Source organism: Rufibacter ruber (assembly GCF_001647275.1).
Taxonomy (GTDB): Bacteria; Bacteroidota; Bacteroidia; order Cytophagales; family Hymenobacteraceae; genus Nibribacter; species Nibribacter ruber_C.
Genome location: NZ_LRMM01000004.1, coordinates 68,063 through 83,165, shown reverse-complemented (window position 1 = coordinate 83,165; position 15,103 = coordinate 68,063). Strand labels below are relative to the sequence as shown.

11 protein-coding genes are annotated in these 15,103 nt (G+C 53.1%); 4 read left to right on the top strand and 7 right to left on the bottom strand.

The genetic code is table 11. The features are described 5' to 3' along the window. Positions 1–2: 2 nt before the first annotated feature. From A8O25_RS02805 to A8O25_RS02775, 7 genes are all read right to left on the bottom strand, one after another. Positions 3–1,046: a SpoIIE family protein phosphatase gene (locus A8O25_RS02805; RefSeq protein ID WP_066830556.1), complete on the bottom strand. Its 1,044-nt coding sequence runs from the start codon at positions 1,044–1,046 to the stop codon at positions 3–5. After that, complete coding sequence (locus A8O25_RS02800; protein ID WP_066830553.1) at positions 1,036–1,449, bottom strand: anti-sigma regulatory factor; 414 nt, start codon at positions 1,447–1,449, stop codon at positions 1,036–1,038. Before A8O25_RS02800 ends, A8O25_RS02805 begins: the two co-directional genes overlap by 11 nt. Continuing rightward, a complete protein-coding gene (locus A8O25_RS02795) occupies positions 1,433–1,831 on the bottom strand; it encodes an STAS domain-containing protein (RefSeq protein WP_066830550.1) in 399 nt (132 codons plus the stop codon). The genes A8O25_RS02800 and A8O25_RS02795 overlap by 17 nt, the downstream gene beginning before the upstream one ends. Before the next feature lie 12 nt (positions 1,832–1,843). After that, positions 1,844–2,731, bottom strand: a complete 888-nt coding sequence (locus A8O25_RS02790; protein WP_066830757.1) for an STAS domain-containing protein — start codon at positions 2,729–2,731, stop codon at positions 1,844–1,846. Between the two features lie 350 nt (positions 2,732–3,081). Continuing rightward, positions 3,082–5,496 (bottom strand): ABC transporter permease, encoded by a 2,415-nt coding sequence (locus A8O25_RS02785; protein WP_066830548.1) that lies wholly within the window; start codon positions 5,494–5,496, stop codon positions 3,082–3,084. Positions 5,497–5,507: 11 nt separating this feature from the next. Next, a complete protein-coding gene (locus A8O25_RS02780; RefSeq protein WP_066830545.1) occupies positions 5,508–6,197 on the bottom strand; it encodes an ABC transporter ATP-binding protein in 690 nt (229 codons plus the stop codon). A gap of 153 nt (positions 6,198–6,350) precedes the next feature. After that, positions 6,351–7,601 carry an efflux RND transporter periplasmic adaptor subunit gene (locus A8O25_RS02775; protein WP_066830538.1) on the bottom strand — a complete coding sequence of 417 codons (1,251 nt, stop codon included), beginning with the start codon at positions 7,599–7,601 and terminating at the stop codon, positions 6,351–6,353. A gap of 929 nt (positions 7,602–8,530) precedes the next feature. Between A8O25_RS02775 and A8O25_RS02770 the strand changes: the two genes are divergently transcribed. The 4 genes from A8O25_RS02770 (at position 8,531) to A8O25_RS02755 (ending at position 15,094) form a co-directional block, all read left to right on the top strand. Next, positions 8,531–9,910, top strand: a complete 1,380-nt coding sequence (locus A8O25_RS02770; protein ID WP_066830535.1) for a sigma-54-dependent transcriptional regulator — start codon at positions 8,531–8,533, stop codon at positions 9,908–9,910. Beyond that, entirely contained in the window at positions 9,900–11,258 is a 1,359-nt protein-coding gene (locus A8O25_RS02765) for a sensor histidine kinase (protein WP_066830532.1), read from the top strand. The genes A8O25_RS02770 and A8O25_RS02765 overlap by 11 nt, the downstream gene beginning before the upstream one ends. A gap of 89 nt (positions 11,259–11,347) precedes the next feature. After that, positions 11,348–12,619, top strand: a complete 1,272-nt coding sequence (locus A8O25_RS02760; RefSeq protein ID WP_082893401.1) for a carboxypeptidase-like regulatory domain-containing protein — start codon at positions 11,348–11,350, stop codon at positions 12,617–12,619. Positions 12,620–13,123: 504 nt separating this feature from the next. Next, positions 13,124–15,094, top strand: coding sequence for a DUF3857 domain-containing protein (locus A8O25_RS02755; RefSeq protein ID WP_082893400.1), 1,971 nt, complete (start codon positions 13,124–13,126; stop codon positions 15,092–15,094). The last annotated feature ends 9 nt before the right edge of the window (positions 15,095–15,103 follow it).

The window sequence follows — 15,103 nt, the reverse complement described above, 5'->3', positions numbered from 1 at the left end:
TTCTATTCAGTTGCCCGCACCACTACCACTAAGGTGTCATCTAAGGTGCGGGTGTTGTCTTTGTAGAGTACTGCCGCTATCAACGTTGCGTCATGCCTTGTCAGTTCCGGATATTTAGATAAATCCCACCTACTTTTCAACCCGTCTGAGTGCAAGATGATCATTTGCCCCCGCTCCCAGGTTTGCTGCTGGTCATTGATGGTGTTGGGCACATTCATACCCAAAGTACCGTTGTAAGATAAGAGGTTCTTGGCTTGGCTGGCTCCAATTAAGCGCCCTGAAATATTCCCAATGCCACAAAATGCAAGCGACCTGGTCTCCGCGTTCCAGTGGGCTATAGCCCCCACGGCGCCTCTGGTCTTTTTGATGGCGGCGTGCACGCCGCGCAACATGTCAGACGGCGCAACTTTGGGCTGCTGCTGGAATGACTGAACAGCACTCTGGGCAGCGGCATGGGCGTTTTCACCATGGCCTAGGCCGTCTAGAACAATAAGATAGGCCCCCTTGTAAGACAACCTGAGGCTCCAGCCGTCACCGCTCACCTTCTCCCCGGGCTTGGGCACCATGATGCTGCCTATCTCAAACCCCTGTTCATTCCTGGCCGCAACCTTAGGGGCCTTTCCTTTTTTGTAAATACGGGAAAGAATGACCGTGCCGGTGCTGCGCTGGGAATAGATGTCAAAGAAATCAGATTGCCGTTTGATAGCCCCCAGGCCTTGCCCCATGCTCCCGAAGGTGGAGACGCCGTCTTCCATCATGCGCTGTGGGTCGCTCATGCCGGGGCCGTTGTCCAGGCAAAGAAGTTCTATCCCGCAAACACTTCCGTTTTCCTGGCAGATAGGCTTCACCAGCAATTCCCCGCCGGGGCTGCCCACGTGTTTGAGAAGGTTGGTTGACATTTCTGTCACTACCAGGCTTACACGGCCCACCTCGGCCTCTGTAAAACCAACGGCTTCGGCTATTTTACCAATGTCCCGCCTCACAATGTTCAGAAAGCTCCTGTCAGCGAGGGGGAACTGCTGGTGTGCATCAAAGTTAAAGTCCATTTTTCCACCGGATTATGGTGACGGTAGTGCCTTTTCCGGGTTCGCTTTTGATATCGAACTCGTTCACGAGCCGTTTGGCTCCCGGCAACCCCAGTCCCAGGCTTTTTCCAGTAGAATAACCATCTTTCATGGCTAAGGTTACATCTTTTATGCCGGGGCCTTCATCTATAAAGACAAGGCGCACCCCGGGTATGCTGCTTTTGCTGATGATTTCAAGGTGGGTGATACCGCCGCCGCCGTAGCGCAACATGTTTCTAACCAACTCACTGGCGGCCGTAATGAGCTTGGTCTGGTTGACCAGGCTCATGCCAATTTTTGTGGCCAGTTCCTTGATTCGGTTCCGGAACAATACCACATCTTGCTCTTTCTGTATGGGAAGCTTCTCTTTAGATAAAACTATCATAGAGGCCTTCCTCATCAGTGTCTAATTGGCCAATCTTTCCACGCAAAAGCTCCATGCCCTGCTCCACGTCAAGAGCGGTGTGCACCCCTGAAAGGGTGAGCCCCAGCTCTACCAGCGTAATGGCTACCGCCGGCTGCATGCCTACCACCACGGTGGCGGCATCCATGATCTTTGACATGGAGGCAATGTTGCCTAAAATACGCCCCATGAATGAATCTACAATGCTTACCGCTGAAATGTCAATCAACACGCCTTTGGCTTCAGTTTTACTCACCATGTTGATGAGGTCGTTCTCCAGCGTGAGGGCCAGCCGGTCGTACAGATCCACTTGGATAGTAACCAGCAGGAAGGGGCCCATTTTTAAAATAGGGATTCTTTCCATGTAGGTGCTGGGTTAAAACCCTAAGTTCTGTTTAGAAATTGCCTGGTTGTTCTGGCTGCCTTTGCTTACTATGATGTTCAGCATGGAGAAAGACATCTTTAAGGCGCTGGCCAGCGTGGCTTTGGTGTAGATGTTGGTCAGGTCAATACCCAGGTGCACAATGGTCTGGGCAATCTCAGCCCTGATCCCGCTAATGATGCACTCTGCCCCCATTAAACGGGCGGCACTCACGGTTTTGATCAGGTGCTGGGCCACTAATGAGTCAACAGTGGGCACGCCAGAAATATCAAGAATGGCAATACGGCTGCCGGTGGCTACAATTTCCTCCAGCAGGGCCTCCATCACCACCTGGGTGCGGGCGCTGTCAAGGGTGCCTATGATGGGCAGGGCCAGAATACCTTCCCACACCCTGATCACCGGAGTAGAGATCTCGCTCATCTCATTGGTCTGGCGCAGAATCACCTCTTCGCGGCCTTTGATATAGGTCTCTAAGGTCAGAAGGCTCAGGCTGTCCATGATCTTGTTCATGGAGATGATCTCCTTGTAGAGAATGGCCGGCTCCTCTCTGAACCGCTCCTCCAGCACCTGGCTCAGTACCTCTTTCAGGCTCAGGATGTAAGAGCTGGTCTCACGGGGCGAGAAGCCCTGGCGGGCACGGGTGATAGAAATTTCGTTTAGGATATCATGAATAGGCTCATAGCCGGCAGACTCAGTGTCTTCTGCCTGGCTAGTGCCAAACGCTTTCAACAGAGAAGTTAAAAACTCTTCTGATTGCTGCTGTAACTCTGACACACTTATGAGGTCATCCCGAAGGGCGGCATCCTGCAACTGATTGCTCATCCAACTCTCCAGAATTTGCTTTTTCTTTCCTTTCAAGGCAGCGGCGCTTTCTTTGTTCATATATGACGGGTAGGTGATTGAATCTGGTTCTGTGTTTTTGGCCTCTTTTCTGAAAAACAGCTCCAAAACGTGGAGACCCAAGAGGCATGGGTAAAAGTAAGAAATAAAGTTGCTAAACGATAAATCCTGCCTACAGTTTTATAAGGAACCGTATTAAAACCCATAAAAAATATAAATCCCGCAGGTTCTGCCTGCGGGAATAAACCAGGAAAGCAGCGTTCAGCCCTGTTTTCACGGTTGCCGCTGTAGCCCCATAAGAATAGAACCGGCACAGGGGGCCGGGCTGTTTTACGTGGCGTTTCCGGGCTGTTTTTGGAAAAACAGCCCGAAAACGCCACTCCCCCTAACCGCTACTCAGTTTTTAACGCCGTGACCGGGTTAGAGAAGGCCGCCCGTAAGGCTTGCACACTCACGGTAGTCAAGGCAATGAGCAGCGTTACGGCCCCGGCCGCCAAGAACACCCAATAGCCAATGGCAATGCGGTAGTTGAAGTCCTGCAGCCATTGCTCCATGAAGTAGTAGGAGATAGGCGCCGCCATAACAAAGGCAATAAGCACCAGTACGGTAAAGTCTTTGGAGAACAAGCCCACAATGCTCAAGGAAGAGGCGCCCAGTACTTTGCGAACCCCCACTTCTTTGGTGCGCTGCGTCACCATGAAAGACACCAGCCCATACAGGCCCAGGCAGCCAATGAGAATGGCAATGACTGAGAAAATCTTGAACAGATCAGCTTGCCGCTGCTCACTGGCGTAAAACTCGGCAATGGTGTCATCCAGGAACTCATAGTAGAACACATCATCTGGGTAGGCGCTGGACCAAACCTTCTGCAGGTGGGCAATAGCGGCTTTGGCGTCTTTCATTTCAATCTTGGCATTGAGGTTATAGTAGAAGTAGGCCCACGTTGACATCACCACCGGGTCAATGGTTTCCCGCAAGGAGCCTACGTGGTAGTCTTTCACCACGCCCACAATGCGGCCTTCGTTCTGCCCGCCGTTCACCACCATTTTTTTGCCCAGCGCGGCCTCAGGGCTTTTTTCGCCCACCTGCTTCAGGAACGTCTCATTGACCACAAATTCCTGAATGGTGTCACTTTTCTGGTACATGCGCCCCGCTATGAGCGGAATGTTGAACGTTTTGAGGTAGTTCTCATCTGCAAACCTGAAGTTCACGTTGAAGTTGCGTTCAATGGAGTAGTCATCATAGTTGAACGACATGTTCATGGTCACGTTCGCCGAAGGCGGAGACATTGCAAACGTGGTAGCGCTTACCCCCGCGTGCGCCTCCAGCTGCTGCCGGAGCGGCATGAGTTTGTGCGCGCTGGCAGAGGGAATTGGGACGGTGACAATCGCTTCCTTGTCAAAGCCCAGGGAAGCCGTTCTGAAGAACTCCATCTGGTCATGCACCACAATGGTGCAGATGATGAGCACCTGGCAAATGGTGAACTGCAGCACCACCAGTGCCCTGCGCAACGAGAGGCCAGCGGTACGGGCGGTAGCCACTTTGCTCTTCAAGGCTGAGATAGGCTTGAAGCCTGAGAGGATCAACGCTGGGTAAAGGCCCGCAAAGAAGGTGACCAACAGCAGAACCGCTGCCAAGAAAAGAGCTACTTCTTTATTCTCTAGAACTGAAAAGGTGATGCTCAGGTCCAGCAGCTGGTTCAGGTAGGGCAGGAGCAACTCTGTCAACACCACAGAAACCAAAAGGGCCGCCAACGTGATCAAGCCCGTCTCACTCAGGAACTGCACCACCAGCTGGCTCCGGCTGGCACCCAGCACTTTGCGCATGCCCACTTCTTTGGCCCTGCGCATAGCCTGCGCGGTGGCCATGTTGACAAAGTTGATGCAGGCTATGATCACCAGAAACGCACCTATCACCGCCAATGCCCACAGCGTCTGAACGCCTACCGTACGGTCATTGTAGTTGGAGTACCCCTCATTGAAGTGCAGGTTTGCCAAAGGCTGCAGCGTGAACCGCTCTTTCTCGCCCGGGCGGCGCTGGCGGTAGCGGTCTGCGATCTCATTGATGCGGTCTTCGGCCTGTTTGGCAGATGCTCCCGGGGCAGTGGCAAAATAGATCTGCTCGCTGCTGCTGGTGCTGTTCCAGTTGTCTGAACGGAACAGGGAATTGATGGTGTTAGAGGCCTCATACGCCACCAGCATGATGTACGGTATGTCTGTATTGGCGGGTGCGTCTGGAATAATACCTTTCACCTGCAAATTCACCGTGTTGTTCATGCGTAGCACTTTGCCAACGGCATTGCCATCAGGGAAATATTTTTTGGCAATGGACTCAGTCAATAGAATGGAGTTTGGATCACGCAGGGCCTGCTTTACATTGACCCCGCCCGTCTCAAAATCAAACAGGTCAAAAAAGGCAGAATCTATGAACATGACAGAGCCTTCTTCCCTGAATTTCTGTAAGGTCTGGGTGGTGTCACTGGAAAGAAGGGCAAAGGTACCGCCTTCCTCTTCGTGCATGTGTGTGATGGGGTTTAACTCAGGCAGGGCAGATTTCAATGCCGCATACATAGGCAAGGGGGTACCCGCAGACTGGTGGTGGCCGTTCTGGTCATCTGAGTCAATATTGATGCGGTAGGTACGGTCTGCCTTGCGGTGGAACGTGTCAAAACTCAGCTCAAAACTGATCACCAGAAAGAGCAGCAGGCTACAGGTAATGCCCAGGGCCAAGCCTATCACATTGAGCGTAGTATACCCTATGTTGCGGCGCAACGTGCGCACCGCCACCAGAAAGTAGTTTTTTAACATGGCCGTAAGGGTTACAGAATAGCGAGTTCTTTCACGTTCTCTGAGATGATCTGCCCGTCAAACAGGTTCACAATGCGGTGGGCAAAGTCAGCGTCTGTGGGGGAGTGGGTCACCATGACAATAGTAGTGCCCTGTTCATTCAGCCCGCTCAGCAACTGCATCACCTCCTGGCCGTGGGCCGAGTCCAGGTTACCGGTAGGCTCATCTGCCAGGAGCAACTTTGGCTGGGCGATCACCGCCCGGGCAATGGCCACCCGCTGCTGCTGGCCACCGCTTAGTTGCTGCGGGAAGTGGTTGCGGCGGTGCGCTATCTGCATCTGCTCCAGCACCTGCTCCACGCGCTGCTTCCGCTCTGCGGCCCCTACTTTGAGGTAGATCAAGGGCAGCTCCACGTTTTCATACACCGTTAATTCATCAATCAGGTTGAAGCTCTGGAACACGAAGCCCAGGTGCTCCTTGCGCAGGTTGGCCCGCTGGCGCTCGCTGTATTTGGAGATCTCCTGATCCAGAAAGTAGAACTCGCCGCCGCTGGGGTTGTCCAGCAGGCCAATGATGTTGAGCAGCGTAGATTTTCCGCAGCCTGAAGGGCCCATTATGGCCAGGAACTCGCCCTGTTTCACGTGCAGGTTCACATTCACCAGCGCGGTGGTTTCCACTTCATCTGTGGTATATTTCTTCTGGAGGTTAACGGTCTTTACCATATCTTTTGAATTGTTGATTGCTTGTTCGTATCACGTATCGTGTAGCAAGTAGCACGACTTTTTTAAAAACTCAAGACTCTGAACTCAGGACTCAGAACTGGAGCTGAAGTAGTCTTTTTTGGAGCTGTTTTAGCCAAAACGGCTCAAAAAAGACTACTTCAGCTCTAACCGGTCTTTGTCATTGAAAGTGTCATAAGAGGAGGTGATGACCTGCTCGCCCGGTTTAAGGCCGCTGAGAACCTCGTAGTATTCCGGGTTCTGCCGCCCCAGGCGGATTTCCCTTTTGGTGGCGAAGGAACCGGACGGGTCCAGCACGTACGCCCACGCGCCACCGGTGCTCTGGTAGAAACCGCCTCTGGGCAGTAACACCGCCGGGGCCGGATCTGAAAGCTGGAGCCTGATCTGCAACGTCTGGCCTCTTCTGATTCCCTTGGGCACTTTGCCAATGAACTTCATGTCTACCGGAAATTTGCCGTTCAACACTTCAGAGTACACCAGTGAAATTTCCAGCGGAAAGGTCTGCCCGTTGTAAGCGAACTCGCCGCGCTGGCCGGCAAATACGCGGCTCACGTAGTGCTGGTCCAGTTCGGCCTTCACTTTGAAGCCGCTCAGGTCATCTATCTGGCCAATCACCTGCCCCGCCTGCACGGGTGTTCCCAACTCCACCTGAATGGAAGAGAGCTGGCCCGAGATAGGGGCTTTAATATAGAGGTTCTTGAGGTTGTCTTCCATCATCTGCAGGTTGCGGCTGGTGCGGGAGATAGTGGCTTCCAGCTGGGCAATCTGGGTGCGGGCGTTGGCCTCCTCAAACTTCTGCGATTCCTGCTCAATCTGGCGTTCGGCCTTGAGGCGGTCATACTCCCGGCGGGCAGTGTAAAACTCCTGCTGCGAGATGGCTTTTGACTCATACAGCGGTTTGCTGCGCTCATAGGTGTCTTTGGCGGCGTCTAGCTGAGCATCTAGGGTGGCCAGCCGGCGGCGGAGGTTGAATTTGTTCTGCTGCAGGCTCAGCTTGGAGTTCTGCAGGTTGTTGATCAGGTCGTTCATGAGCGTTTCCTGGTTCATGAAGTCCAGCACCAGGCGGTTGTTGGTGAGTTTAAGGATCAGTTCACCCTGCTGCACGGGCTTGCCGCCCTCCAGGTATTTCTGGTCAACGGTACCGCCTTCCACCGCCGGAATCATAATGGTTTTGATGGGGTGCACGGTGCCGTCTACAGGTATGAACTCCTGAAAAGAACCCTGGCTCACGGTAGACATGGTGATCTTCTGGGCCTCTACGTTCAGCTTTGAGCTGTTATCGCCGAAGGCGAAGACATAGGTTAACAGACCCAGCACGGCCACCACCCCAACATAAGCGGCAATTTTGGTGGGTGTCCAGCGTTTCTTCTCAATAATGCGGTCCATAATCAACGGTGTTTGGCAATACTGCTTCTTCTTATGCCAATAGCCATGCCAGTTTTGTAAACTATTGAATTTCAGTATTTAATAAAAGGTTAATGTGTAAAAGTGTCCGTTGGCGCACACTTTCTTGTCCATGCCCGAACAGGTGTGCGCCCCTTTGTGTTTTTGACCTGTTTTGAGAAAAGTAGGCCGAAAACGGGAACTGGCGCAGACCTCACAGGTTTTGAAAACCTGTGAGGTCTTTTGAGCAGGCGGTGATGCGGTGGCAGATGAATGGATCAGCAATGATTCTTGTCGCTGCCCGGCAGCGAGGGTAGTCAGAGACTACCCGTCATCACCAGGCACGAGTCTGCAGACTCGCGCCAGCAACTACAGCAGCAGCAGCTGATGCAGCCACTATCAGTCTGCCACAGCCAATCCACCACCCATGCCCCCGGCTGATGTGCGCAGCACGGGCTCTTCTCAGGCTAGCGGAACAGCAACGGTTACCTGCAGAGGCATACGTAACCAAACAAGCAGTAACAGGAAAGGAACCCAGACCAGTCTTGGCGGTAAGCGCCTCTGTTAATACGCTGCCGAAGGCAAATCCGAAGGTTTAGTTTTAACAGCAGTGCGAACCGGCAAGACGAGGCCCCGCGGCCGTGAGCGCTTACCGGAAAAGATGGAACAGGAACAGAAATGATGCAACGTCAACAGCGGCAAAGCCAAGGGAACAACGGACTACGCATTCCAGCAACAAGTACCATATAAATTAATCAACTAACAGTAACAGCCACATCCTCATCAACTGTTCACCACCGGACACTTTTATGTCCAGCCCCGGACACTTTCTAACGGGCCATTTAGTAATTTAGCCTCTAGCGCCGCTTTTACCGCATCACCCAAGCGCTGGCACAATTTCAGCAGAGCATTCCCAATAAACCCACACCCCTGTGCAACAGACCCTAGGCAAGATTCTGATCATTGATGACAATGAAGACGTGCTGTTTTCAGCCAAAATGCTGCTGAAGAAATACGCCCAGCAGGTGCTCATTGAGAAAGACCCGCGCAAGATTCCGTTCCTGCTCAACCATGACACCTATGACCTTATCCTGCTGGACATGAACTTCAGCCAGGACACCACCAGCGGCAATGAGGGCTTCTATTGGCTCAAAGAGATTCTGGCACGGGACCCCAGTGCGGTGGTGATCATGATCACGGCCTTCGGGGATGTGGAGATGGCCGTGCGGGCGTTGAAAGAAGGAGCCACGGACTTTGTGCTCAAGCCGTGGCAGAACGAGAAATTTATTGCCACGCTCTCCGCAGCGGCCAAGCTGAAAACGTCTTACAAAGAGATTTCCACGCTGAAGAAAACCAATTCGGCGCTGGCTTCCCAGCTGAACCAGAACGTGAATCTGGTCACGGGGCAGAGCCCGGCCATGCAGCAGCTGCTGCACCTCATGAACCGTGTGGCCAGAACAGATGCTGATGTGCTGCTGCTGGGGGAGAACGGCACCGGGAAAGAAGTCATTGCACGCTCGCTGCACCAGCAGTCGGGGCGGGCAGACAAGGTGTTTGTGAGCGTAGACATGGGCTCCCTCACCGAGACCCTGTTTGAGAGCGAACTTTTCGGGCACAAGAAAGGCGCCTTTACAGATGCCAAAGAAGACCGGGTGGGCCGTTTTGAGATGGCCAACGGCGGCACCTTGTTCTTAGATGAGATAGGCAATCTTTCCATGGCCATGCAGGCAAAGTTGCTGACGGTGTTGCAGCGCCGCGAGGTGATCAGGGTAGGGACGGGGCAGCCCATTCCTATCAATGTACGGTTGATCTGCGCCACCAACATGCCGCTGCAACAGATGGTGCAGCAGGGTAAGTTCCGGCAGGATTTACTATATAGAATCAATACCATTGAACTGCACCTTCCGCCGCTCCGGGAGCGGCTGGAAGACCTGCCGCTGCTCATAGACTATTTCCTGAAACGGTATGCCCAAAAGTACAAGCAGGCGGCAAAAACCTTGAGTACGGCGGCGCTGGAGCGGCTGCGGCGGTATGACTGGCCCGGCAACATCAGGGAACTGGAGCACGTGCTGGAGCGGGCTACTATTATCTCTGAGAACCAGGTGCTGCAACCCCAAGACTTTTTCTTTCTGCAGATGGCGCAGTCCCTTTCGGCAGAGCCGACAGGGCAGACCCATAACCTGGACGATGTGGAAAAAGCCACCGTAATGAAGGCCATGGGCAAGCATGACGGCAACATCTCCAAAGCGGCCAAAGAACTGGGGCTTTCCCGCGCCTCGCTCTACAGAAGACTGGAGAAATATGGTCTTTAAGAATTTCAGGCTACAGGTGGTGCTGCGGGTGGTACTGCTGGTGGCGAGTATTTTCCTGTTCTTCAGCATTGGTTTCAAAGCCACGTACGTGGGCACGCAGGTGGCGCTGGGGCTCTTGATCGCCGCGCAAACCATTTGGCTCATCTTCTTCGTGGAGCGCACCAGCGAGCGGCTCATCAAGTTCCTGAACACCATCAAGTATGATGATTTCTCTGAGTCGTTCTCCCCGCGCGGCGAAGGCCAGTTGTTTGACGAGCTCTATGAGCGCTACAACGAGGTCATGCGCAAGTTCAGGGATATTCGCTCAGAGAAGGAGGCCACCACCCAGTATTTCCAGACGGTGGTGCAGCACATTGGCATTGGCATTCTCACCTACCGCAAGAACGGCGAGGTGCAACTGATCAACAACGCGGCCAAGCGCCTCATGCAGGTGCCGCAGCTTTTACACGTGGAACATCTTCTGCCACAGGCGCCCCAGCTGGTGGAGCAACTGCTGCATTTGCCAGCGGGGCAGAGCGCGGTGCTCAAACTGAAGCATGCCAGGGAACAGGTGCCCGTCTCCGTGTTTGTGGTGGACCTGAAACTGCGCGGCGAAGACTTCCGGCTGGCCTCCATCCAGAACATTCAGCGGGAGCTGGAGGAGAAGGAGATGGAGGCGTGGCAGAACCTGATCAGGGTGCTCACGCACGAAATCATGAACAGCGTCACACCCATCTCGTCTTTAGCGGGTAGCGTGGCCCTGGATATTCAAGACGTGCTGGAAGCCCAGCCCAACCAAACCATTGTGCTGCAGCGCGAAGAAACCGAAGACATGGGCCTGGCGCTGCAGACCATTGAGAAACGCAGCCAGGGGCTGGTGCGCTTTGTGAATGACTTCAGGAGTCTGGCGCGGGTGCCCACGCCTAAAAAGCAGCTGTTTTCTTTGCAGGAGATGTTCAGGCAACTGCAGCTGCTTTTTCAGGAGGAGATGGCGCATGAGCAGATCACGTATGTGCTGGTTTGTACACCTGCCAGCCTACAGGTGGCCGCAGACCGGGAACTGGTGGAGCAGGTGCTCATCAACCTCATCAGAAACGCCATTCACGCCCTGGCAGACCAGCCCCAGAAAAAACTGGAGGTAGAAGCGTTTATGGACAGTGACAGCCGCGTGGTGATTCAGGTCACTGACAACGGCAGCGGTATTTCTGAGGAAGCGCAGGAGCAGATTTTTTTGCCGTTTTATACCACCAAACGTACGGGTTCTGGCATTGGCCTCAGCCTTTCAAAGCAGATCATGCGCCTGCACAAAGGTTCTTTGACGGTGAGTTCAGAGCTGGGCACAGGTACCACCTTCACCTTGCGTTTTTGACCTGTTTTGGCCAAAACAGGTCAAAAACAGCAGAACCAGTGCTGGATTTACCTGGGCAGATGTGTATCTTTCCTGAGTAAAGCTCTTTTATGCACCTACCATTCTCTCATTTGCTGCGGCAGCAGCGCTGGTTCTTTTTGCTGGTGGCCTTGGGATTGTCCCTCCAGGTTGCAAGTGCGCAGAATTACGGAAGCGTCTCTGGCACCATCCTTGACGGGCAGACCAAACAGCCGCTTGGCTTTGCCACCATTTTCATTGCCCAAACCACCTACGGCACCACTGCCGCGGAGAACGGCACCTTTACACTGACGGCAATTCCGGCCGGGACGCATGAGCTGGTGGTGTCATTTCTGGGCTATGAGACCCTCTCCCACTCCTTTGTGCTGCAGCCGGGGCAACAGCAGCAGTTCCGGTTTGAACTGGCGCCCAAGGCCAATCAACTACAGGAGGTGGTAGTAGGGCCAGACCCGCACTGGAAAAGCAACTTCGCCACGTTTGTGCAAAATTTTATTGGCAAAACCGCCAATGCCGCCCAGACAGAAGTGGTGAACGCAGATGTGCTGCACTTTACCTTTGACCCTGACACCAGGGTGTTTACCGCAGAGGCCTCGGCCCCGCTTGTCATTGAGAACAAAGCCTTGGGCTACCGGGTGCATTTTCTACTGGAGGTGTTTGAATTAGACTACAGGACCAGCCGGGTTTTTCATGCAGGTTTTCCGCGGTTTGAAGCCATGAAACCCAAGAACAAAGGGCAGCAGGCCCGTTGGGAGAAGGCCCGGCTCAAAGCTTACCAGGGCTCTATGATGCACTTTGGGCGGGCCCTGTACAATAAGAATTTAGAAGCCGAAGGCTTTCAGGTGCGAAAACTGAAGCGCGTGCCAAACCCCAGCCGTCCGCCGGAAGAGGAGATTCAGGCAGGTTTGCGCCGGGCAAGGGCTAGGTTAAAAGGCACCGTAGTGATTAGCGCCAACCCTCAGGGGGCAGAAGACAGCCTGAGCTACTGGGCGCGCATGAACCGCCTGGACAAACAGGTGGCGTATCTGTACAAAGACCCCGTGCCGTATGACCAGCTGGTGCGCCTTGAGGCAGCCAGCGGCCAAACCGTGCTGCAGTTCACAGATTTCCTGAATGTGGTCTATGCCAAAGAGAAGGAGGAGCTGGGGTACGTGAACCAGAACCTGTTTGGGAAAAAAAGGGCACCCGGTCCGCAGACTTCGCTGATCACCCTCACAGAGCCCTCTACTTTCCTGGAGCCAAACGGAATGATCATAAACCCTTATTCACATGTGGTGGAGGGGTATTGGGCGTATGAGAAGCTGGCAGAGATGCTGCCTTTAGATTATCAACCTGCCGTTCAATAAAACCTATCGTTTCCAGAAGCTATCTCATAGCTATCAGGCTTGCCACCTCTTTCCTGTTTTTGGCCTGTTTCCCAAAAAACAAGCCAACAGAGGGAACCCCTACCCGCGCAGAACTTTACACCTTAATGAGGCGTGCAGGAGACAGTTTCTACAGACTGCGCCTGCTCAGCCGTAACCACAGAGATAAATACTCTTTAATGTAAAAGTTATGTTAATAACAGCTTAGATTTCAAATAATTGTTTTAGTTTTAATACAAAAAAAACAAGAAGGGCACCCGCCAGAGAAATGCGTTTTTGGGCTGTTTTTCAGAAAACAGCCCCAAAACGCAAGTAAGATAACAATAAGACAGGGCTGGCCGGTACGGCAAAAGCCAATTACTGGCTAAAAGCTGACACAGAGCCGCCTCCTACAGGAGAAGGCCTGGGCAGCCCGCTCAGACATATATATTTCGGCGCAGCCGAGGCATTGAATTCTTTTACTTATACCCTATATTCTAGTACCCTATGCGAATTTCTCCCCCCTCTGTTACCTCTCTTTTGCTATTGGCCGGGCTGCTGTTTTCCCGGGTGACGGCGCAGGCGCAGGAGTTGCCCGTGAAGTACGGCAAAGTCACTGAAGACGAAGTGAAGATGAAGGTCTATGCCAAAGACACCAGCGCCGCGGCGGTCTACCTGGTAGACTACGGTGAATCTTACTTTTCTGTCACCAACGGGCTAAAACTGGTCTTTGAAAGAACCATGCGCATCAAAATCCTGAAGAAGGCCGGGTATGACTGGGCCAACGTAGAGGTGCCGTACTACTATGCCAACTCCTCTTCAAAAGAATATGTGTCTGGGATCAAGGCCACCACCTACAACTGGGAGAACGGGAAAATGGTGGCGGTAAAGATGGACAGCAAAGCCATCTTTGAAGAAAAGAAATCTGCCAACTGGAACCTGAAAAAGTTTGCCCTGCCCGCGGTGAAAGAAGGGTCTGTGTTAGATATCACTTACACCGTTACCTCAGACTTCTTCTTCAACCTGCAGGATTGGACCTTTCAGCATTCCATTCCCACGGCACACAGTGAGTACAGGGTCTCTATTCCTGAATACTTTGACTATAAAAAATATACGCAGGGGTATGAGCCCATGCGGGTGAATGAAACCACCAGGGGGAACATGAATGGCGGCGGCGGCACCACCAATAACCACCGCTGGGTGATGAACGACCTGCCCGCCATTACCTCAGAGGCGTTCATTACCACCATTGATGATTACGTCTCTAAGATTGAATTTGAGTTAGAGTGGATTCGCATACCGGGCGAGATACACAAGCGGGTTTCCGGTTCCTGGGATAGTTTCACCAAAGAGCTGATGGCCGAAGAGAACTTTGGGGGCCAGCTGAACCGCACAGGTTTCTTCAAATCTGAAGTAGCCGCCTTCGCCGCCATAAAAGACACCCTGGAGCGGGCAACCAGTATTTACAATTTTGTGAAAGACAACGTGAAGTGGAATGAGAGCGGTGGCGTGGTGACCTCTGGCAACCTGCGTAAGATCTTTGAGAAAAAAACAGGCAGTGCCGCAGATATCAACCTGCTGTTGGTGGCGCTGCTGAGAGATGCCGGCATAGAGGCGTATCCGGTAGTGATGAGCACCCGTGACCATGGCCGCATTCCGTTACACTCTCCGTTGATGACAAAGTTCAACTACGTCATTGGGTGCGTGAAAATTGGCGGGAAAGATGTATTGGTAGACGCCACTGACCCTATGCAGCCCCTGGGCCTGCTCCCAAAGCGTTGCCTGAACGGGCAGGGCTGGCTGGTAGCCAAAGAGGGGGGTTCCTGGGTGCCTTTGCAGACCGCAGAGAGAACCGTTGAATACATCAGTGCAGACCTGCAGGTATTGCCCACAGGGGCCCTGAGGGGAAAAGTAAAGGAGTCTTCTGGTGGTCACGCGGGGGTAAGCCTACGCCATGCGGTGCATGAAACAGGGGAGTCTAAGTATCTGGAGAAGTTAGCCCAGAGCCAAAGCAAATTTGAGCGCAAACAGCCGGTCCTGCAAAACCTGAAAGAACTGAACCGCCCGGTTGACCTGGAGTATGAGCTGCTGAGTGACGGAGACGCCCAGCCCAAAGATATTATCTACCTCAACCCAATGGTGCTGAAGGGCACCGCAGAGAACCCCTTCAAACTGGCGGAGCGCAAGTATCCGGTAGACTTCGGGTTTGCCAAAGAAGACCTGTACGTCTGCTCTTTCACCATCCCTGAAGGCTATGCGGTAGAGGAGCTGCCCAAAGCCATCATAATGTCATTGCCTGAAAACAAAGGCAAATTCACTTATATGCTGCAGGCGCAGGGCAACAAGATACAGGTGATGAGCAAAGTCACCATTGCCAGCCCTATCTTCAATGCAGAAGAATATGAGTTCCTGAAAAGTTTTTATGCCCAGGTACTGGCCAAGCAGGCAGAACAGATTGTGTTAAGAAAGAAAAGCTAAGGCCGTTTC

Bases quoted from the DNA above. Each gene is read 5' to 3' on its own strand.
- A8O25_RS02805 (WP_066830556.1), bottom strand. From the start codon at position 1,046: ATGGACTTTAACTTTGATGCACACCAGCAGTTCCCCCTCGCTGACAGG.
- A8O25_RS02800 (WP_066830553.1), bottom strand. From the start codon at position 1,449: ATGATAGTTTTATCTAAAGAGAAGCTTCCCATACAGAAAGAGCAAGAT.
- A8O25_RS02795 (WP_066830550.1), bottom strand. From the start codon at position 1,831: ATGGAAAGAATCCCTATTTTAAAAATGGGCCCCTTCCTGCTGGTTACT.
- A8O25_RS02790 (WP_066830757.1), bottom strand. From the start codon at position 2,731: ATGAACAAAGAAAGCGCCGCTGCCTTGAAAGGAAAGAAAAAGCAAATT.
- A8O25_RS02785 (WP_066830548.1), bottom strand. From the start codon at position 5,496: ATGTTAAAAAACTACTTTCTGGTGGCGGTGCGCACGTTGCGCCGCAAC.
- A8O25_RS02780 (WP_066830545.1), bottom strand. From the start codon at position 6,197: ATGGTAAAGACCGTTAACCTCCAGAAGAAATATACCACAGATGAAGTG.
- A8O25_RS02775 (WP_066830538.1), bottom strand. From the start codon at position 7,601: ATGGACCGCATTATTGAGAAGAAACGCTGGACACCCACCAAAATTGCC.
- A8O25_RS02765 (WP_066830532.1), top strand. From the start codon at position 9,900: ATGGTCTTTAAGAATTTCAGGCTACAGGTGGTGCTGCGGGTGGTACTG.
- A8O25_RS02760 (WP_082893401.1), top strand. From the start codon at position 11,348: ATGCACCTACCATTCTCTCATTTGCTGCGGCAGCAGCGCTGGTTCTTT.
- A8O25_RS02755 (WP_082893400.1), top strand. From the start codon at position 13,124: ATGCGAATTTCTCCCCCCTCTGTTACCTCTCTTTTGCTATTGGCCGGG.